This window comes from Actinomycetospora sp. (genome assembly GCF_036497585.1).
In the GTDB taxonomy this organism is placed as follows: Bacteria; Actinomycetota; Actinomycetes; order Mycobacteriales; family Pseudonocardiaceae; genus Actinomycetospora.
Genome location: NZ_DASXJD010000220.1, coordinates 1 through 19,221 on the forward strand (window position 1 = coordinate 1; position 19,221 = coordinate 19,221).

Annotated in this window: 16 protein-coding genes and 1 tRNA gene; 8 read left to right on the forward strand and 9 right to left on the reverse strand. The window is 74.1% G+C overall.

What is annotated here, in order from left to right; all coding sequences use genetic code 11:
- The 7 genes from VGH76_RS22330 to VGH76_RS22360 form a co-directional block, all read right to left on the reverse strand.
- A partial coding sequence (locus tag VGH76_RS22330) for an undecaprenyl-diphosphate phosphatase (RefSeq protein ID WP_331558926.1) occupies nt 1–926 on the reverse strand: 926 nt, incomplete at its 3' end.
- Between the two features lie 151 nt (nt 927–1,077).
- Nucleotides 1,078–2,337 carry a hypothetical protein gene (locus VGH76_RS22335; RefSeq protein ID WP_331558927.1) on the reverse strand — a complete coding sequence of 420 codons (1,260 nt, stop codon included), beginning with the start codon at nt 2,335–2,337 and terminating at the stop codon, nt 1,078–1,080.
- 134 nt (nt 2,338–2,471) lie between these two features.
- Nucleotides 2,472–3,233, reverse strand: a complete 762-nt coding sequence (locus tag VGH76_RS22340) for an ABC transporter permease (protein ID WP_331558928.1) — start codon at nt 3,231–3,233, stop codon at nt 2,472–2,474.
- 22 nt (nt 3,234–3,255) lie between these two features.
- On the reverse strand, nt 3,256–4,194 hold the full coding sequence (locus VGH76_RS22345) for a DMT family transporter (protein ID WP_331558929.1): 939 nt from the start codon (nt 4,192–4,194) through the stop codon (nt 3,256–3,258).
- Nucleotides 4,195–4,196: 2 nt separating this feature from the next.
- The gene (locus VGH76_RS22350; RefSeq protein WP_331558930.1) at nt 4,197–5,399 is read right to left on the reverse strand and encodes an MGDG synthase family glycosyltransferase; all 1,203 of its coding nucleotides are present in this window, start codon (nt 5,397–5,399) and stop codon (nt 4,197–4,199) included.
- Nucleotides 5,371–6,246, reverse strand: a complete 876-nt coding sequence (locus VGH76_RS22355) for a polysaccharide deacetylase family protein (protein WP_331558931.1) — start codon at nt 6,244–6,246, stop codon at nt 5,371–5,373. Before VGH76_RS22355 ends, VGH76_RS22350 begins: the two co-directional genes overlap by 29 nt.
- Before the next feature lie 485 nt (nt 6,247–6,731).
- Nucleotides 6,732–6,806 (reverse strand) — tRNA-Arg (locus VGH76_RS22360).
- 195 nt (nt 6,807–7,001) lie between these two features.
- On the opposite strand from VGH76_RS22360, the gene VGH76_RS22365 reads away from it, so the two are divergent.
- Together VGH76_RS22365 and VGH76_RS22370 are read left to right on the forward strand one after the other, a co-directional pair.
- Nucleotides 7,002–8,603 (forward strand): ATP-binding SpoIIE family protein phosphatase, encoded by a 1,602-nt coding sequence (locus VGH76_RS22365; protein ID WP_331558932.1) that lies wholly within the window; start codon nt 7,002–7,004, stop codon nt 8,601–8,603.
- On the forward strand, nt 8,600–8,935 hold the full coding sequence (locus VGH76_RS22370) for an STAS domain-containing protein (RefSeq protein WP_331558933.1): 336 nt from the start codon (nt 8,600–8,602) through the stop codon (nt 8,933–8,935). Before VGH76_RS22365 ends, VGH76_RS22370 begins: the two co-directional genes overlap by 4 nt.
- A gap of 14 nt (nt 8,936–8,949) precedes the next feature.
- Here the strand turns inward: VGH76_RS22370 and VGH76_RS22375 are convergent, their stop codons facing one another.
- Together VGH76_RS22375 and VGH76_RS22380 are read right to left on the reverse strand one after the other, a co-directional pair.
- Nucleotides 8,950–9,651 carry a DUF305 domain-containing protein gene (locus tag VGH76_RS22375; RefSeq protein WP_331558934.1) on the reverse strand — a complete coding sequence of 234 codons (702 nt, stop codon included), beginning with the start codon at nt 9,649–9,651 and terminating at the stop codon, nt 8,950–8,952.
- Complete coding sequence (locus VGH76_RS22380) at nt 9,648–10,511, reverse strand: DUF3105 domain-containing protein (RefSeq protein ID WP_331558935.1); 864 nt, start codon at nt 10,509–10,511, stop codon at nt 9,648–9,650. Before VGH76_RS22380 ends, VGH76_RS22375 begins: the two co-directional genes overlap by 4 nt.
- 120 nt (nt 10,512–10,631) lie before the next feature.
- Here VGH76_RS22380 and argS point away from each other — a divergent pair, with 120 nt between their 5' ends.
- The 6 genes from argS to VGH76_RS22410 all read left to right on the forward strand — a co-directional run.
- Entirely contained in the window at nt 10,632–12,284 is a 1,653-nt protein-coding gene (gene argS, locus VGH76_RS22385) for an arginine--tRNA ligase (RefSeq protein ID WP_331558936.1), read from the forward strand.
- A gap of 30 nt (nt 12,285–12,314) precedes the next feature.
- Nucleotides 12,315–13,772: a diaminopimelate decarboxylase gene (gene lysA / locus VGH76_RS22390; protein WP_331558937.1), complete on the forward strand. Its 1,458-nt coding sequence runs from the start codon at nt 12,315–12,317 to the stop codon at nt 13,770–13,772.
- On the forward strand, nt 13,773–15,170 hold the full coding sequence (locus tag VGH76_RS22395) for a homoserine dehydrogenase (protein WP_331558938.1): 1,398 nt from the start codon (nt 13,773–13,775) through the stop codon (nt 15,168–15,170).
- Nucleotides 15,171–15,238: 68 nt separating this feature from the next.
- A complete protein-coding gene (gene thrC, locus VGH76_RS22400; protein ID WP_331558941.1) occupies nt 15,239–16,255 on the forward strand; it encodes a threonine synthase in 1,017 nt (338 codons plus the stop codon).
- Entirely contained in the window at nt 16,255–17,139 is an 885-nt protein-coding gene (gene thrB / locus VGH76_RS22405) for a homoserine kinase (protein WP_331558939.1), read from the forward strand. The genes thrC and thrB overlap by 1 nt, the downstream gene beginning before the upstream one ends.
- A 488-nt stretch (nt 17,140–17,627) precedes the next feature.
- On the forward strand, nt 17,628–19,221 hold a 1,594-nt coding region (locus VGH76_RS22410; RefSeq protein ID WP_414637784.1), incomplete at its 3' end, for a Rho termination factor N-terminal domain-containing protein.

A 19,221-nucleotide genomic window follows, 5' to 3' on the forward strand; every position in this document is an offset into this window, starting at 1 on the left:
ATGCCGAACGGGCGCAGCGACCGGTTCTCGAAGTACTTCGTCAGGAAGCGCACCGAGAGGTAGGCGCCGACGAAGGAGAGCAGGCTGCCCACGAGGATCTGGGGTCGGACCCCGTCGCCGAGCGGGCCGGCGAGGTCGCCGAGCTTGAGGACGCCGGCGGCGAGGATGACCGGGGTCGAGAGCAGGAACGAGAAGCGGGCCGCGTCCTCGTGGGACAGGCCGCGCAGCAGCCCGGTTGCCATCGTGACCCCGGAGCGCGAGATGCCCGGGCACAATGCCGCGATCTGGGCCGCGCCGATCCCGACCGCCCGCAGCATCGGCATCCGACCCAGTCGCTCGTCCGAGGCGTCCCCCGTCACGGTGGTGGAGCTCCCGACGCTCAGCGTGACGGTCCGGGCGGCGGGGTCCACGTCCTCGCGGCCCCTGGCTGGTGCCGAAACTGCCTCGGTGGGCCGCGCGGGGGTCGTCGCGCGGCGACGCAGCATCTCCGCCCCGAGCAGGATCACACCGTTGATCACGAGGAACACGGCGGTGGGTACGGGTCGGGAGAGGACGGTGCGGAAGGTGTGCTCGAGCAGCAGTCCGACGATCCCGACGGGGATCGTGCCGAGCACCAGCAGCCAGCCCAGCCGCTGGTCGGAGGTCCTGACCTCGCGGCGCACGATGCTGGTGACCAGGCCGCGGGTGATGCGGACCCAGTCGCGCCAGAAGAAGACCAGCAGCGCCAACGCCGTCGCGACGTGCAGCCCGACGATGAACGCGAGGTAGGGCGACTCCGGTGCTGAGACGTCGAGGTCCTGGGCCCAGCTGCCGCCCACGACGGCGGGGAGCAGCACGCTGTGGCCGAGGCTGGAGACGGGGAACAGCTCGGCAACGCCCTGCATAGCGCCGATGACGATCGCCTCGAGCCAGCTCAACTGATGCACGACGGGGGCTCCTGAAACGGGGGTCGAGCACGGGCGATCGCACGGGTGGGGCCAACCGCGTCGCTCGCCGGAGGGGCAGGGGTGACGACGGATGCGATCGTGTCCGGACCCCGTGTGACGATGATGAGAACCGCCCTGCTCGGTGAGGGGTTCACCGCAGCGATGCGAGGAGGTCGTTCAGCGCGGCGGTCTCGGCGGCCGGGTCCGGGCTGCTCGCGCGGAGTGTTTTGAGCACCGTGTCGACCTTGCCGTCGACGCGGGTCCAGGCGGCCGAGTCACGGGCCTGCAGCCGACCCTGCGCCTGGTCCCACGCGGTCTCGAGGTCGTCGACCCGGGAGGTGGCGCCGGCCTGGTCGCCGCGTTCGAGCAGCCCCAGGGTGTCCTGGGTGATGGTGCGGAAGCTCGAGAGGTCCCCGAGCGTGGCGTTCGGGCCGGCGACGACGGCAGCCGGAGCGCCGGGCGCTGTGGCCGCGGTGGGTGCCGTGGCCCCGGAGTCCTGGGCCAGGGCGTTTACCCGCGCCGCGTAGCCCACGCCGCCCAGCACGAGCAGCACCCCGACGACTGCGGCGGTCTGGACCAGCCCATGGCGGGACGAGTCGTCCCGCCCCGCTCCCGGCGAGGTCACCGGCCGGTCGTCGTCGTCGTCGATGACGTCGACCCGGCTCAGCTGCAGGTAGACGACGGCGCCGAGGATCGCCACCAGGAACACGATGCTGGTGACGGTGGTGCCGATCCCGAGGCCGCCCTGGTCGACGGGTTGGGCGAGCAGGTCACCCAGCGAGGCACCCAGAGGACGGGTCAGCACGTAGATGATCCAGAACGACAGGACGGGGTGCAGCCCCAGCCGCCAGCCGAGCGCGATGACGGCGACCACGGCGATCACCACGAGCGCCGAGACGACGTAGCCCAGGCTCAGCGCCTGGCCCATGAGGTCCCCGGTGGCGGTTCCCAGCGCGAAGGTCACGAAGATCGCGAGCCAGTAGAACGTCTCGCGGCGGCGGGTCACGATCGAGTGGATAGACAGCGTGCCCTCGGAGCGGTACCAGGCCAGGAACACGACCGCGAGCGCGATCCCGAAGACCACTGAGCTCAGCTGCAGCGGCACCCCGAGGTTGTCGGTGAGGTTGTCGGTGACCAACGTCCCGAACACGCTCACCAAGGTGACCGTCGCCCAGTACAGCCCGGGGACGTATCCGGCGGACCGAATCTGGAGCGCCAGGACGATCGCGAGCAGGAGACCGGTCAGGATCGAGGTTCCGGTCAGGCCGAATCCGAGGTCGGCGTTCAGGAAGTCGGCGGCGGTCTCGCCGACGGTGGTGCACAGGACCTTGATCAGCCAGAACCAGAGGGTGACTTCCGGCACCTTGTTGAGCAACGTGCGCGACGTGGGCGCCGCGTGCTGGGGAGACATGGCGGAGAAGCATCCGAATCGCCGATGTAGAGACGATGTGACTACGGCACGTCGTCGTCGCCGCCCGGAAGAAGTTGGTTGCGATCATCGATGCCACATCGACCTCCGCTCATCATCGGAGCCCGGTGATCCCGCTACACACGGCGCGGACCCGGTGTCCGCACGATCCTGCCGCGGGCGACGAGTTCGAGGACGACGGCGACGGCGACGGTCTCCGCGGCGAGGAGCCCGATCAGGACGAGGACCTGCGCGGCCGCGGCCTGGACCGGGTCGCCACTGCCGATGAGGACGCCGACGAAGGCGCCGGGCAGGGTGACCAGGCCGACCGTGCGGGTCTGGTCCATGGGGGGCACGAGCGCCTGGGTCGCCGCGGGCCGGCACACGATCATCGCGGCGTCGCGGCGGTGTCCGCCGAGGGCGAGGGCGCCCTCGTACTGGTCCCGTTGCGCCTCGAGGTCGTCGAGGGCCCGGCGCCCACCCAGCGACGTGGCAGTCATCGCCCCGCCGATGACGATGCCCGCGACGGGGACGACCGCGATGCCCGTGAGGGGCACGGCCCCGCTGACGAGGACGAGCGCGACGACCGGCAGCACCCCGGCGCCGATGGCGGCGGCCGCGAGGAACCCGCTGCGGTCACGGGTCATCCGCCGCGCCGAGGTCACGGAGGCGACGCCGAGCATGAGGAGCACGAACGCGACGGTCAGCCACCACGAGCGCACGACGGCGACGATGATCGTCGCGACCGCGGCCAGCTGGAGCACCGCGCGGACCGAGGCTGTGGCGAGTGCTCTGGAGATCCCGAAGCGTCCCAGCAGCGACACCGTCACGGCAATGCCGACGAGCACCACGAGGGCGACCGCGAGGCCCCAGCCGAGGGTGACCGACGCGCCGTTCATCGGTCCTCCCACCACGAGCGGCTCACGGGCGGGTGCGTCCCCCGACCGAGGTCATGACGGGCTCCGGCCGAGCCGTGGATCCGGTCCGTTCGCTCGGATCGTCCCCGGGCCGGGGCGGTCGGGGCTCGGTGTGGCCGAGCACGATCCCGACGACGACCGCGACCGCGGCGGCGAGGGCGGCGGTGAGCGAGAGCGGCGTGACGACGACGTGCTCGCCGAACCACGCGACCCCGGCGAGCAGGCCGACCACCGGGTCGATCACCACGATCACCGACACGGCCGCGGCGACCGCCCGGGCACGGCGCAACGCGTCCTGGCTCAGCAGCACCGAGAGCGGTCCGACGACGACGGCGGTCCACAGCGCCGGGTGCCCGAGCGGCACGGTCCACCCGGACGCGAGCTCGGCGCCCACGGTCTTGAGGGCCACCGCGGTGACGCCGTATCCGAGCCCGGTCGCGACCGAGAGCGCGATCCCGGTCGTCGCGGTGAGTCGCGCCCGCAGTGTCGCGCCCGCGAGGAGCGCGAGCGTGATGCCGGCCAGGACGACGACCGAGCTCGCCGATGGCGTGACGGTGACGGCGGCACTGGTGGGCGAGAGCGCGACGAGCACGGTGGCGAGGCCGAGCGTCGTCAGGACCATGCCCGTCCATCGGCGCGGGGTGGGTCGTCGTCGCAGGAGGAGTGACTCCGCGAGGGTGGTGACGACGATGCTCGCCACCATGGTGGTCTGCACGACGATCAGCGGGCCGGTCGACAGTGCGAGGAACTGCAGGCCGAGCCCGGCGACCGACGCGATCGTGCCTGCCCACCACCAGCGGCTGCGGACCAGGATCGCCACGAGGCCGCCGGGATCGGACGGGCCGGTCGGGGCGCCCATCCCGCGCCGTTGCGCGACGGTGGCGCAGCCGAGCAGGGTCGCGGCCGCCACGGCGCAGAGCACGGCGAGGGAGGAGCTGCTCATCGTCACCGGGCGTCGAGCCGGGCGGGGGAGGTGAGCCGGGGCATCAGGACGCCCTGGACGACGGCGGCCGGGTCGGCCCCTCCCGGCCACCACCTCTGGTGTCGGCGTTCGGGCTCGCCGACCACGTCGTCCACGGCCGCGGCGAGCTCGCGGGCGTCACGGGGCCACGGCGCGATGCCTGCGGCGACCAGGACCCGGGCGTTGGCGTGCCCGTGCCCGGCGATCGGCAGGTAGGTGATGGCGGGCAGCCCGAGGGCGAGTGCCTCGGTCAGCGAGAGCCCGCCGGCGTTGTGCACGAGCACGTCCGAGGCACCCATGAGGTCGCTGACGTCATCGCGCCATCCAAGTGCGACGACCCGCGGGTCGCGTCCGAGTCGCCGGCGCAGCCGGGCGTTGCGCCCGCAGAGCACGACCACCCGCAGGTGCGGGTGAGCGAGGAGGTCCCGCACGGTCCGGGGCACGTCGCCCATGCCCAGCGACCCGGCACTGATCAGGGCCACCGGTGCGGCCCGGGGCAGACCGAGCTCGTCGCGGACGTCCTCCCGGGGGCGCTGCGCCCTCGTGAAGGTGGGCGCACAGAGCGGCCCGGTGGCGCGGGCGTCGACGCCGTAGCGGCGCGCGTCGAGGGCTGTGGCGCGGGTGACCACGAGGTGGTGGTCGACCGCGGGATGGCACCAGGTCGCGTGGGCGGCCGGGTCGGTCAGGTAGGTCATCGTCGGCACCGCGATCCGGCCCTGCTCGCGGAGCGCGCCGAGGGTCTGGCCGGCCAGGGGGTAGGTGGTGACCACGACGTCCGCGCCGCGGGCCCAGCGCTCGACCTCGGCCTCCGCCCAGCGGCACACCGCGTCCGCGGTCCGTCGCAGCGGGCCGTCGTGCTCGAGTCCGTGGAAGAGCGAGTCGAACAGCGCCGGCGCGTACTGGACCGTGGGCTGGTAGAGATCCCGCAGGACCCCGCGGGCAACCCGGGGCAGCGCGTCGAGATAGTCGCGCACCTCGACCTGCACGCCGCGCGCGCTCAGTCGGCGGCCGAGCTCCCGGGCGGCCCCTTCGTGGCCCTGGCCCACCGTGGCGCTGACGACGAGCACCCGACCCCCCGGTGCGGGGGCGTCGCGGGGCGCCTCGTCGCGGCGGGGGAGGCCCGCTACGACGAGCGGGACGAGCCGATCGAGCGACGCGTCACGGTTTGACGCGATCGACAGGGACACGGTGTGGCCTCCGAGGTGCCCGGCGGGCGGGCGGGGGTTCGGGGTGGACTCTCCCGAGCGTGATCGCCGGGAGTGAAGCGAGGACGTACGGCGGGTCGGAGCTGGGTAAGAGGACGGTGCCGTGCTCGGCCAGCGGGCCGATCCGCAGGCCGGACTCCTCCCAGATCCCGAGCAGGCCGGGGAGGGCCGCGGCGGTGGCCCACCACGAGCCGGGTGCCGAGCAGGTGTCCGCGTCGTGCAGCAGCACGGTTCCCCCGCCTTGGTGCACGCGCAGCACGGCACGCCGGACCGAGTCGGGCGTCGCCCGCCTGGTCCAGTCGCGCCCCCACGCGGTCCAGAGCACGGGTCTCATTCCGAGCTCGTGGGCGGCGCGCAGAGCCGCGGTCGAGGCGACCCCGTAGGGCGGGCGGTACCAGCGTGGCGCGGCCCCGGCGAGGTCGCCGACGAGGCCGTGGGCACGGCGGAGGTCCTCACGCACCTCGCGGGGAGTTCGGCAGATCAGCAACCGGTGGTGCCAGCCGTGCACGGCGAGCTCGTGACCGCGGGCCACCATCTCGTGCCCGAGCGGCACATCCCTGGCCAACGAGGAGCCGAGCAGGAAGAACGTCGCCCGGACGTCGTGGTCGGCGAGCACATCGAGGACGCGCGGGGTCGACAGGCGCTGGGGGCCGTCGTCGAACGTCAGGGCCACGTGATCGGCCTCGCCGCGTCCGGCGTAGCTGGGCACCAGTGCCCGCCGCAGCGGACCGATCGCCCCCAGGGCGGGACCCGCGTTGGCCAACACGGCGGCGGCCGCGGCGGCTCCTGCGAGGGTCGGGCCCGCAGAGCGCCGAGCTGGTCCGGACATGGCACGTACGGTGCCCGCCGCACCGTGAGAGGCCGATGAACGGCGCCGAGGCCGGGCCCGACCGTCCGGGACTCCGCAGGATCCCGTTCGGGTCTCACGACGCCGGCGCGGTGGACCCACGGCCCGTCGGGGCCCGACCTCGAGCGCGACCACCGCGCCGACGACGGCGAGCAGCGCGACCAGGGAGACCACCCGCCGGGGCGCCACGCGTCGTCGGCCACCACGAGGACCAGCACGCCCACCCCCGACGCGGCGGCGGTGCTGGTGTGGGTGCACGGCGGCGCATGGGTCGGTGGTTCCGACCTCGGCTCGGCGGCGACCCTCAGCCGCTGGGCGACGCCCTCGTCGGCGTCCGGAGCAGGTCGTGCCGCGAGGCGTACCGCACCGCTGGTGCGCGGCGGCGTGCCCGAGACGCCAGGCTCACGACTCATGCCACGCGGACTCGGACGAGCAACGGCGTCGCAACGTTTCCACTGGTCAGCACGTGGTGCCCCCGGCAGGATTCGAACCTGCGCTCCCGCCTCCGGAGGGCGGTGCTCTATCCCCTGAGCTACGGGGGCGGTACCGGGTGGGAGCCTAACCCATCGGCCGTGATCGTCCGGCGGCGGGCCGTGTCAGGAGGGTTCATCCTGACGTCGGGTGTCAGCGGGATCCTCGCCGGCACCCGGCCCCGACCACGCCGGTCGTCGGGTGGTCACTGCAGACGGGCGAAGACCCCTGGGCAGCGGTTCGCCCGCGCACTACCGTCCGGCGGCGTGACCGGGACCGGACTGTCCTCGGGCGAGGGCCGGCTGCGGCGGATCGAGTTGGTGACCGACACCGCCCTGGCCCACCTCGCCGTCGAGGACCTGTTGGACGAGCTGCTCGAGCGGGTGCGCTCCCTCCTGCACGCCGACACCGCGGCCGTCCTCCTGCTCGACCCGTCGTCGAGCTTCCTGGTGGCGACCGCCGCCCGGGGGATCGAGGAGGAGGTCCGGCAGGGCGTGCGCATCCCCCTCGGGAAGGGGTTCGCGGGGCGGATCGCCGCGGAACGGCGGCCGGTCATCATCGAACAGGTCGACCACTCCAACGTGCTCAACCCGATCCTGCGGGAGAAGGCGATCCGCTCGCTGCTGGGCGTCCCGCTGATCGCCGAAGGAGCGGTCCTCGGGGTCCTGCACGTCGGCACGCTCACCACGCGGACGTTCGTCGACGAGGACGTCGAGGTGCTCCAACTCGCGGCCGACCGGATCGCGTCGATGACGAGGACCCACCTGAACCAGCTGGACCGGGCGGCCGCGGCCGCGCTGCAGCGCAGTCTGATGCCGGGGAAGTTGCCCACGACGGCCGGGCTGGAGTTCGCGGCGCGATACATCCCCGGCGACGCCGGGGGCCTCGGCGGGGACTGGTACGACGTGTTCACCCTGCCCTCGGGCCGGCTGGGGGTGGTCATCGGTGACGTCGTCGGACGGGGGCTGCAGGCTGCCGTCGTCATGGGCAGGCTGCGCAGCGCGCTGCGGGCGTTCGCCCTCGAGGAGGACGACCCCGCGGAGGTCCTCGAACGGCTGGACGGGAACGTGCAGCACTTCGAGGACGGCGTCATGGCCACGGTGCTGTACGCGATCTTCGAGCCGTCGATGGACCGGGTCACGCTGTCGACGGCCGGACACCTCCCGCCGATCGTGGCGACGCCGGAGCACGGCGCCGCCCTGGTGCAGGTGCCGGTCGATCTCCCGATGGGGGTCTCGGTCGGTCCGCCCCGCCGCACCACGGTCGTCGACCTCCCGCCGGGCGGGCTCCTGTTCCTGTACACCGACGGGCTCGTCGAGCGTCGGAAGAGTTCCCTCGACGTGGGCCTGGAGCTGCTGGTCGGGACAGTGACCGTCGACGAGGCCGAGTCGGTGTGCACCAGGGTCCTCGGCCGGCTGGTCGGCAGCGACCACGTCGCCGACGACGTCGCGATGCTCGTCGCCCGCCGCCTCCCCACCGACCGGGTGGTGCCGCTCGACGTCGTGCTGCCGGCGACGCCGCGCGCGCTGGGCGACGTGCGGTCCGCGCTGCGCCGATGGCTGGGGGCCGCGGACGCACCCCCGGAGGCGACCGCCGACATGCTCGTCGCGTCCAGCGAGGCCTGCTCGAACGTCGTCGAGCACGCCTACGGACCGGGTGGCGGGACCATGGCGGTCCACGCGGCGCGCGAGGGGGACGAGGTCACGGTGACGGTGCGTGACAACGGCCAGTGGCGGTCGGCGCGCGGCGAGGGCCGGGGGCGGGGCACCACGCTGATGCGGCAGTGCTGCGACGAGGTCGACGTGACCACCGGCGTGGCCGGCACGACGGTCACCCTGCAGCGCCGGCTGGTGGGGGAGGCGGGATGACGAAGGCGACGGTGCTGGTCCGCCCGGACCGTTCGCGGGTGCACATCGATCTCTCCGGGGAGATCGACCTGGAGAACGCGACGACGGTCGAGGAACAGCTGTCGGCCGCGATCCCGAACCACATGACGTCGGTGACCCTCGACGTGTCGGCCGTGGAGTTCATCGACAGCATCGGTCTGCGCATCCTGTTCGCCCTCGCCGCGCGCCTCGAGGTGCTGCAGATCGAGCTGCGGGTGATCGCCGGGGTCGGGACCCTGGTGCGCCGCGTCCTCGAGCTGTCGGGGTTCCAGGCCATCATCGAGCTCGAACCGCACGGCCCGACGGCGCCGTAGCCCGACCGGGGCCGTCACCCCGGCAGCGGCGCCGCTCCCCGCTGGGCCAGCAGCTGCGTCATCGTGTCCACCTCGGCGGTCTGCGACGCGACCATCGAGCGGGCCAGCTGCACGACGACGTCCACCTGCCCGCGCGACGCCTCCTCCTGCATCATCGACAGCCCGCCCAGGTGGTGGCGCAGCATCAGCTGCAGGAACGCGACGTCCATCGGGGCCCCGGTCTGCGACCGGAACCGCGCCAGATCCGCGTCCGAGGCCATTCCCGGCATCTGCGCCATCGGCATCCCCATCCAGGCCATGTACTGCCCGGGCGCGGCCTCGGTCGGCAGGCCCCACAGCCGCAGCCAGCCCTGCATCATCCCGAGCTGCTGGTTCTGCGTGGACTCGATGTCGAACGCCAGCTGGCGCAGCGCCGGGTCGGTGGTGTTCGAGCGCTCCCATACCGCCATCTGCACGGCCTGCGCGTGGTGCACCGTCATGTCCTGCAGGAACCCGGTGTCGATCGCGCCCGGCGGCGGCCCGTACGACGGCGCCGTCCGCTGGCCCAGCACGACCCCGCCCAGCCCGCCCGCGAGCAGCAGCACCAGCACGGCGCCGCCGACGACGACCGCGCGCGCCCAGCCGGGGCTGCGCGACCACCAGCCGCCACCCCCGCCGTCGTCGGGCTCGTCCACGTCCGGAGGTCCCGGCGGCGAGGTCACCTCGGCGGCGCTCACCCGGTACCGCCCATCCCGCCGGCCCCGGACGTGCCCTGGTAGGTCATGGGCAGCGCGTTCTTCGGGTACGGCGGCGGGTCGAACGGCGGCGGGTTCTGCGGGTCGAAGTAGCCCGGCCCGAGGGCGTCACAGCTGGCGCCGACCTCGGGGTAGGTGTTCGGGTTGCCGCGTAGCGAGGTGATGAACTCGTCGACCCGCGGGTCGGCCGCGTCGGCCAGCTTGAGCTGGTGCCCCCAGGACTGCAGCGAGATCGGCTGGTCGAGCCCGGGGTAGGGCGAGATCATCATCTGGTTCTGGCCGCGGACCTTGGCCGTCAGCGAGTCCAGCGTCGAGCCGGAGATCCGCGCCGGGTCGTAGGCGATCCACACCGCGCCGTGCTCGAGCGCGTGCACCATGTTCTCGTTGCGCACCGCCTCCGGGTAGACCTGCCCGTTGCAGGCCGCCCAGTAGCCGTCGTGCGGGCCGCCGTAGGGCGGGGTCTTGTCGTAGGCGACGCGTTGCTGCGGCGTCACGTGGTGCTGCCCCTGGTAGGCCGTCGTCGCGATCCCGGGGATGGCGAGCGAGGGGTCCTTGTTGCTGTCCGAGGGACGCCACGGGCCGACCTGCGAGTCCCGCGCGAGCAGGAAGTACCCGATGCCGCCGATGAGGGCGAGCACGACGACGGTCGCGCCGATCGCGAGCCACGGCACCTGGCGACGGGGCGGGGCGCCGCGTCCCGACGAGGAGCCGCGCCGCGCCCCGGCGACCGGGTTCTTCCCCCGCTGCGGCGGCCGGCCGCCGCGGGGCGGCGGTCCGCCGTGGCGTCGGGAGGTCCCGTGCGGAGGTCGTCGGGGCGTCCCGGTGGAGTGTCCACTCGCCATGGTCGCGGAGTGTAGGGATGAGCCGAGCGCGCCCATGCCCTGCCCTGGACGGGCTACCGGGGTGACGGCCGACCGCCCGCCGCATCGTCCCGACCGCGTGGCTCCCTAGACTCGGACACCGTGACACCCGCTGCCCTCGCCGATCTCCTGCACGCCGTCGCCGTCGACGTGCTGACCGAGCGTGGGCTGGACACGGCGGCCCTGCCCGACGAGGTCACCGTCGAGCGGCCGCGCAACCCCGAGCACGGCGACTACGCGACCAACCTCGCGCTGCGCAGCGCCAAGAAGGCCGGCGTCAAGCCGGCCGAGCTCGCCGACTGGCTGGCCACCCGCCTGTCGGACACCAGCGCGATCGCCAGTGCCGAGGTGGCGGGCCCGGGCTTCCTCAACCTCCGCCTGGCCGCCGACGCGCAGGCCGGCATCGTCGCCGACGTCCTCGCGCAGGGTGACGGGTACGGCCACACCGACGCGCTCACCGGGCAGACGATCAACCTCGAGTTCGTCTCCGCGAACCCCACCGGGCCGATCCACCTGGGCGGCACCCGCTGGGCGGCGGTCGGTGACGCGCTCGGCCGGGTCCTCGAGGCCCAGGGCGCCGCGGTGGTCCGCGAGTACTACGTCAACGACGCGGGGGCCCAGATCGACCGGTTCGCCGAGTCGCTCATCGCGGCCGCCGAGGGCCGCCCGGTTCCCGACGACGGGTACGGCGGCGCGTACGTCGCCGAGGTGGCGGCCAAGGTCGTCGAGACCGAGCCCGGCGTGCTCGACCAGCCGGGGCCCGAGAAGCTGGCCGCGTTCAAGCGGATCGGCGTCGAGGTGATGCTCGACGAGATGCGGGCCTCGCTCGAGTCGTTCGGCACCCACTTCGACGTCTGGTCCTCCGAGCTCGCGCTGCACTCCTCGGGCGCGGTCGAGGAGTCGGTGCAGAAGCTGAAGGACGACGGCGCGCTCTACTTCGCCGACGGCGCCTGGTGGCTGCGCTCCACCGACCACGGCGACGACAAGGACCGCGTCGTCATCAAGTCCGACGGCCGACCCGCCTACATCGCCGGGGACATCGCCTACTACCGCGACAAGCGGGCCCGCGGCGCCGACCTCGCCATCTACATGCTCGGCGCCGACCACCACGGCTACATCCACCGCCTCAAAGCGGTCGCGGCCGCGTTCGGGGACGACCCGGACCGCGTCGAGGTGCTCATCGGGCAGCTGGTGAACCTGCTGCGCGACGGCGAGCCGGTGAAGATGTCGAAGCGCGCGGGCACGATCATCACGCTCGAGGACCTCGTCGACGCCGTCGGCGTGGACGCCGCCCGGTACACGCTGACGCGTTCGAGCGTGGACCAGGTGCTGGACATCGACCTGGACCTCATCAGCCGGCGCACCAACGAGAACCCGGTGTTCTACGTGCAGTACGCCCACGCCCGGCTCTCCGCGCTGGCCCGCAACGCCGCCGAGCTGGGCGTGAGCAGCGCGGACCCGGACCTCGGCCTGCTGACCCACCCCCGCGAGGGCGACCTCATCCGGACCCTCGGGGAGTTCCCGCGGGTGCTCTCGTCGGCCGCGGCGCTGCGCGAGCCGCACCGTGTCGCGCGCTTCCTCGAGGAGCTCGCCGGCACCTACCACCGCTTCTACGACACCTGCCGGGTGCTGCCCCAGGGCGACCAGGCACCTGACGCCGTCCACACGGCGCGCCTGGCCCTCTGCGACGCGGCACGCACCGTGCTCGCCTCCGGGCTGGGCCTGCTGGGTGTCTCCGCCCCGAGCCGGATGTAGCCGAACCCCCCGATGTGAGCTGATCTCCAGATGACCCGCGCCCACCCTGCCGGGCCCCGTCACGCCGACGTCCTGCCCGCCCACGACGCCCCCGGCCCCGTCCCCCGCGACGGCGCCGCGCTCGACGCGCTGCCGCCCGCGGTCTGGCCGCGCCACGCGACGCGTGGAGATGACGGCGTCGTGCGGCTCGCCGGCGTCGACGCCCGCGACCTCGCCGAACGCCACGCGACGCCGCTGTTCGTCGTCGACGAGACCGACTTCCGCTCGCGCTGCCGCGACCACGCCGAGGCGTTCGGCGACCCTGCACTGGTGCACTACGCGGCCAAGGCGTTCCTGTGCACCGAGGTGGCCCGCTGGGTCGCCGACGAGGGCCTCGGGCTCGACGTGTGCAGCGAGGGCGAGCTGGCGACGGCGCTGCGGGCCGGGTTCCCGGCCGATCGGATCGCGGTGCACGGCAACAACAAGTCGCCCGCCGAGCTCGAGGCGGCCCTCGACGCCGGGGTCGGCAAGGTCGTGCTCGACTCGTTCGCCGAGGTCGCGCGGCTCGACGAGGCCGCGCGCCGCCGGGGCACCGTCGCCGACGTCATGGTCCGCGTGACCGTCGGCGTCGAGGCGCACACCCACGAGTTCATCGCCACCGCGCACGAGGACCAGAAGTTCGGGTTCTCGCTGGCCGGGGGCGACGCCGCGGAGGCGGTGCGCCGGGTGCTGAAGTCGGCCCACCTGCGCCTGGTCGGGCTGCACAGCCACATCGGCTCGCAGATCTTCGACTCGGGTGGCTTCGAGCTCGCGGCACGGCGGGTGGTCGGGCTCCTCGCCGAGATCCGGGCCGAGCACGGGGAGCGCGCCGACGACGCCTCGGCGCTCGTCGACCTCGGCGGCGGCATGGGCATCGCCTACACCACGGCCGACCAGCCGCGCTCGGCGTCGTGGCTCGCGGACGAGCTGCGCGCGATCGTGCACCGCGAGTGCGAGCGCGCCGGGATCCCCGTGCCGCGCATCGCTGTCGAACCCGGCCGCGCCATCGCCGGCCCGGGCACCGTCACGCTCTACACCGTCGGCACCATCAAGGACGTCGAGCTCGGCGGGGGAGCGCGGCGGCGCTACGTCAGCGTGGACGGCGGGATGAGCGACAACATCCGCACCGCGCTCTACGACGCGTCCTACGACTGCCGCCTGGTCTCGCGCTCCGCCGTGCCCGCCGACACCGCGGGCGCCGACGCGGGCGGCAGCGGGGTCCCGACGCTGTGCCGCGTGGTCGGCAAGCACTGCGAGTCCGGCGACGTCGTCGTCCGCGACTGCTGGCTGCCCGCCGACCTCGCGCCGGGCGACCTGATCGCGGTCGCCGCGACCGGCGCCTACTGCTACGCGATGGCCAGCGCGTACAACAAGGTGCCGCGGCCCGCCGTCGTCGCCGTGGCCGACGGGGCCGACCGCACCATGCTGCGGCGGGAGACCCTCGACGACCTCGTCCGGCTGGAGGTGTGAGTGAACGACGTGCCGAAGGACCGGATCAAGGTCGCGCTGCTCGGCTGCGGCGTGGTCGGCTCGCAGGTGGTGCGCCTGCTGCGTGAGGACGCCGAGGAGCTGGCAGCCCGGGTGGGGGCGCCGGTCGAGCTGGCCGGCATCGCGGTGCGTCGCCCTCAGCGCCACCGCGACGTGCCGGCCGATCTGCTGACGACCGACGCGGCCGGGCTCGTCGCGCGCCCGGACGTCGACGTCGTCGTCGAGCTCATGGGCGGCCTGGAGCCGGCGCGGGACCTGCTGCTCGATGCGCTCAAGGCAGGCCGCTCGGTGGTCAGCGCGAACAAGGCGCTGCTCGCCGAGGAGGGCGAGGCCCTCGCCACCGCGGCGCGGGACTCCGGCGCCGACCTCTACTACGAGGCCTCCGTCGCCGGGGCGATCCCGCTGCTGCGCCCGATCCAGCAGTCGCTGGCCGGGGACCGCATCCGCCGCGTCGCGGGCATCGTCAACGGCACCACGAACTTCATCCTCTCGGCCATGGAGTCCACGGGCGCGGGCTACGCCGACGCCCTCGAGGAGGCCGGCCGGCTGGGCTACGCCGAGGCGGACCCGACGGCGGACGTCGACGGCTACGACGCCGCGTCCAAGGCGGCGATCCTCGCGAGCCTCGCCTTCCACACCCGCGTGACCGCCTCGGACGTGCACCGCGAGGGCATCCGCGAGGTCACCGCCGCCGACATCGCCTCCGCCCGCTCCCTGGGCTGCACGGTGAAGCTGCTCGCCATCTGCGAGCAGGTCCCCGGCGGGAACGGCGCGGCCGGCGACGTCGTCTCGGCCCGGGTCTACCCCGCGATGATCCCGAAATCGCACCCGCTGGCCTCGGTCTCCGGGGCCTTCAACGCGGTGTTCGTCGAGGCCGACGCGGCCGGCCCGTTGATGTTCTACGGCCAGGGCGCGGGCGGTCCGCAGACCGCGAGCGCCGTGCTCGGTGACCTCGTCGCGGCCGCGCGCAACAAGGTCATCGGTGGCCGCGGCCCGCGGGACACCGCCTACGCCCACCTTCCCATCCAGCCGATCGGCGAGGTCCGCACCCGCTACCACGTCAACGTCGACGTCCACGACCGCGCCGGGGTGCTCGCCGCGGTCGCGTCGGTGTTCGCCGAGCACGGCGTGTCGATCGCGACGGTCAAGCAGGAGGGCGGCCGGGAGGCCGCGGACTCCGGACCCGGGGATGACGAGGATCATGGCGGTGGGCGGGGGACGGACGCCACACTGGTCGTCGTGACCCACGAGGCCCCGGACGCGGCCCTGCGGGCCACCGTCGACGCCCTCTCGGGGCTCGAGTCGGTCCGCGGCGTGGCCAGCGTGCTGCGGGTGGAGGGTCTCGGACGCCCCGTGCACGCCCTCGGAGGAGCCCAGTGACCGCCGTACTCGGCCCGCGCAGTGCCCGTGTCGAGTGGCCGGGGGTCATCCGCGCCTACCGCGACCGGATGCCGCTGGTGAAGGACGGCTGGGACGTCGTCACCCTCCGCGAGGGCGGCACGCCGCTGCTCCCGGCCCCGCACCTGTCCTCGCTCACCGGCTGCGAGGTCCACCTCAAGATCGAGGGCGCGAACCCGACGGGCTCGTTCAAGGACCGCGGCATGACGGTCGCCATGACCGAGGCGGCCGCGGGCGGCGCCAAGGCCGTGATCTGCGCGTCCACCGGCAACACCTCGGCCTCGGCCGCCGCGTACGCCGCGCGCACCGACATGACCTGCGCGGTCCTCGTCCCGCAGGGCAAGATCGCGCTCGGCAAGCTCGCGCAGGCCACCGCCCACGGCGCACGGATCCTGCAGCTCGAGGGCAACTTCGACGCCTGCCTCGAGCTGGCCCGCAAGGCGGCCGAGGAGCACCCGATCGCGCTGGTCAACTCGGTGAACCCGGCGCGCATCGAGGGCCAGAAGACGGCGTCGTTCGAGATCTGCGACCAGCTCGGCCGCGCGCCGGACCTGCACGTGCTGCCCGTCGGCAACGCCGGCAACATCACCGCCTACTGGCGCGGCTACGTCGAGTACCACCACGACGGCGTCGTCGAGACCACGCCCGAGATGCACGGCGTGCAGGCCGCGGGGGCCGCGCCGCTGGTGGACGGAGCGCCGGTGCGCCAGCCGGAGACCGTCGCGACGGCGATCCGCATCGGCTCGCCCGCCTCCTGGGACGGCGCGATCGCGGCGCGCGACGAGTCCGGCGGCCGCATCACCAAGGTCGACGACGACGCGATCCTCGCCGCGTACCGCCTGCTCGCGGCCCGGGAGGGCGTGTTCGTGGAGCCGGCCTCGGCGGCCTCGGTCGCGGGGCTGCTGGCGCGGGCGGCGGCGGGGGAGCTCACCGCGGGCCGCCTCGTGGTGTGCACGGTGACCGGGCACGGGCTCAAGGACCCGGGCACCGCGCTCGCCGACGTGCCCGAGCCCGTCGTCGTCCCGGAACGCGTCGACGCGGTCGCCGACGCGCTCGGTCTCGGCTGATGGGCGCGGCGGTCCGCGTCCGTGTCCCCGCCACCTCGGCCAACCTCGGCCCCGGCTTCGACACGCTGGGCCTCGCGCTCGGCCTGCACGACGAGGTGGAGCTCACCGAGCTCGACGCCGGCCCGAGCGTCGTCGACGTGCACGGCGAGGGAGCCGGCCGGGTGCCGCGCGACGAGCGCCACCTCGTGCTCCGGGCCGCCTGCGCGACCTACGAGCTCGCCGGGGTCGCGCGCCCGCCGCTGCACCTGACCTGCCACAACGCCATCCCGCACAGCCGCGGGCTGGGGTCCTCGGCGTCCGCGGCGGTGGCGGGCATCGTCGCGGCCTGCGCGCTGCTGGGTCCCGGGAAGGCGCCGGACGACGCCGCCGTGCTCGACCTGGCGGCCCGCTTCGACGGCCACGCCGACAACGTCGCGGCCTGTCTGTACGGCGGCTTGGTCGTGACCTGGTGCGAGGGGGGATCGTTCCGGGGCGCGCGGCTCGCGACCCGTCCGGAGGTGGCGCCCGTCGCGTTCGTCTCCGAGCACTCCAGCTCGACCGAGGCCACCCGCGGGCTGCTGCCCGACCGCGTCCCGCACGCCGACGCGGCGTTCACCGCCGCCCGCTCGGCGCTGCTCGTGCACGCGCTGACCATCGCGCCGCAGCTGCTGCTCGCCGCCACCGAGGACCGCCTCCACCAGCCCTACCGGCGTCCCGCCTACCCGGCGACCGCCGGCCTGGTCGACGCGCTGCGCGGGGCGGGGGTGCCCGCGGTCGTCTCCGGCGCGGGCCCGACGGTGCTGGCGCTCACCACCGGGGAGGATCTCCCCGACGATCTCCCGACCAGCGGTTTCACCACCCTGCGGCTGCCGATCGACACCGAGGGCGCCGCGGTGACGGGCTGAGCGCGGACGTTGCCACGCCGGGGGCACCCGGTTGTTGCCGCGGGTCCCGGGTGGGTCTACCCTGGGCACCGACAGCGACCAGCGTGAATCCGCGCCGGTACCACGTCCTGGATTCTCCGGGATGGTCTTCCCCGCTCCGGTCCCGCCATCCGCCCGGTGGCGCAGGTGGGTCGGCGTTCACGGACGGCTCCACGCGTGGTCGTTGGCCCGTACGTTCCGCAGCGCATCGAGTTCCCGGGATTACCGAAGCCCCTATTTCGTGAGCCCTCGAACCCCGATCACTGCGGCGAATCCGCACGCATCACGAGACGTGCGGACACGTCCGCTGGCCCGGGCGGCACGGCCCGGACCGGTCAGGAAGGACTTGCGTGACCGAAACCGACGTCATCTCCTCCGATGTCGCCTCCTCGTCGGAGGCCCGGGGTGAGGACGCCCCGTCCTCCGGCTCCGGCGGCGCGGAGAAGCGCCGCCGCGGAGGCGTCTCCGGCATGGTGCTCGCAGAGCTGCGTGAGCTCGCCGGAACGCTCGGCGTCAGAGACACCACCGGCATGCGCCGGGGAGACCTGATCGCCGAGATCAAGAAGCGGCAGGCCGGGGGTGACGGCGCGGCCCAGCTCCCGCTCGGCGAGGAGCCCGGCCACGGCGGCGACCAGCCGGCCGGCGCGTCGGCCGCCGAGTCGGCCGACGACGAGGGCGCGGCCAAGCCCGCCCGCCGTCGCGCCACCCGCCGCAAGGCCGTGACCCCGGAGGACGACCCCGTCGCCCGCACCGCGACCCCGGAGACGGCGTCGTCGGTCGCGCAGGAGGTCACGGCCACCACCGACGCCCCCGCCACCGACGCCCCCGCCGCCGACGCGGCCGAGGCCGCCACGGCGAGTGCCCCGGCCCAGGAGGCGTCGTCCTCGGCGCCCGCCCAGCCCCGTCGCACCCGCCGCAGCGCCCGTCGCGACGCCGGGCCCGGAGCCACCTCAAACGAGGCCTCCACCGACGAGCCCGCCGGCTCCGTCGAGGCTCCCGCCGCCGCGTCCACCGAGGCGCCGGAGCGCCCCGCCCGTGAGGACGGTGGCCGGAACAACGGCCAGGGCCAGGGGAGCCAGGGCGGTCAGGGCCGGTCCGGCCAGGACGCCCCCGAGGACGACCAGGAGTCCGGGCGCGACGGCGACCGGGGCGGGCGCAACCGCAACCGCAACCGCAACGGTCAGGGCGGCCAGAACCAGGGCGGCCAGCAGGGCGGGCAGGGCTCCGACCAGGGCGGACGCAACCGCGACGGTGGCCAGCAGGGCGGCGGCCAGAACCGGGACGGCGGCCAGAACCGTGACGGCGGCCAGAACCGTGACGGCGGCCAGCAGGGCGGCCAGAACCAGAACCGCAACAACACCAACGACGACGACGAGGACGACGAGGACGGCGGCGGTCGCCGTCGCGGCCGTCGGTTCCGCGACCGTCGTCGCAACCGCGGAGAGCGCAGCCAGGGCGGTGGCCAGGGCGGCGGCGAGCCGGAGGTGCGCGAGGACGACGTCCTCATCCCGGTCGCCGGCATCCTCGACGTGCTCGACAACTACGCGTTCGTGCGCACCTCGGGCTACATGGCCGGCCCGAACGACGTCTACGTGTCGCTCTCGCTCGTGCGCAAGCACGGCCTGCGTCGTGGTGACGCCGTCACCGGCCAGGTCCGCCAGCAGCGCGAGAACGAGCAGAACCGGCAGAAGTTCAACCCGCTCGTGCGGGTCGACACCGTCAACGGGCTCGACCCCGAGACCGCCAAGCGCCGGCCCGAGTTCACCAAGCTCACCCCGCTCTACCCCAACGAGCGGCTGCGCCTCGAGACCGAGCCGCACCTGCTGTCCACCCGCGTGATCGACCTGGTCATGCCGGTCGGCAAGGGGCAGCGCGCCCTGATCGTGTCGCCGCCGAAGGCCGGCAAGACGATGGTGCTGCAGTCGATCGCGAACGCGATCACCACGAACAACCCCGAGGTCCACCTCATGGTCGTGCTCGTCGACGAGCGGCCGGAGGAGGTCACCGACATGCAGCGCACGGTGAAGGGCGAGGTCATCGCCTCGACCTTCGACCGGCCGCCGT

What these genes read in the sequence shown, in the direction of transcription:
- VGH76_RS22335 (WP_331558927.1), bottom strand. Translation starts at nt 2,337, where the DNA reads ATGTCTCCCCAGCACGCGGCGCCCACGTCGCGCACGTTGCTCAACAAG.
- VGH76_RS22340 (WP_331558928.1), bottom strand. Translation starts at nt 3,233, where the DNA reads ATGAACGGCGCGTCGGTCACCCTCGGCTGGGGCCTCGCGGTCGCCCTC.
- VGH76_RS22345 (WP_331558929.1), bottom strand. Translation starts at nt 4,194, where the DNA reads ATGAGCAGCTCCTCCCTCGCCGTGCTCTGCGCCGTGGCGGCCGCGACC.
- VGH76_RS22355 (WP_331558931.1), bottom strand. Translation starts at nt 6,246, where the DNA reads ATGTCCGGACCAGCTCGGCGCTCTGCGGGCCCGACCCTCGCAGGAGCC.
- VGH76_RS22370 (WP_331558933.1), top strand. Translation starts at nt 8,600, where the DNA reads ATGACGAAGGCGACGGTGCTGGTCCGCCCGGACCGTTCGCGGGTGCAC.
- VGH76_RS22380 (WP_331558935.1), bottom strand. Translation starts at nt 10,511, where the DNA reads ATGGCGAGTGGACACTCCACCGGGACGCCCCGACGACCTCCGCACGGG.
- lysA (WP_331558937.1), top strand. Translation starts at nt 12,315, where the DNA reads ATGACCCGCGCCCACCCTGCCGGGCCCCGTCACGCCGACGTCCTGCCC.
- thrC (WP_331558941.1), top strand. Translation starts at nt 15,239, where the DNA reads ATGCCGCTGGTGAAGGACGGCTGGGACGTCGTCACCCTCCGCGAGGGC.
- thrB (WP_331558939.1), top strand. Translation starts at nt 16,255, where the DNA reads ATGGGCGCGGCGGTCCGCGTCCGTGTCCCCGCCACCTCGGCCAACCTC.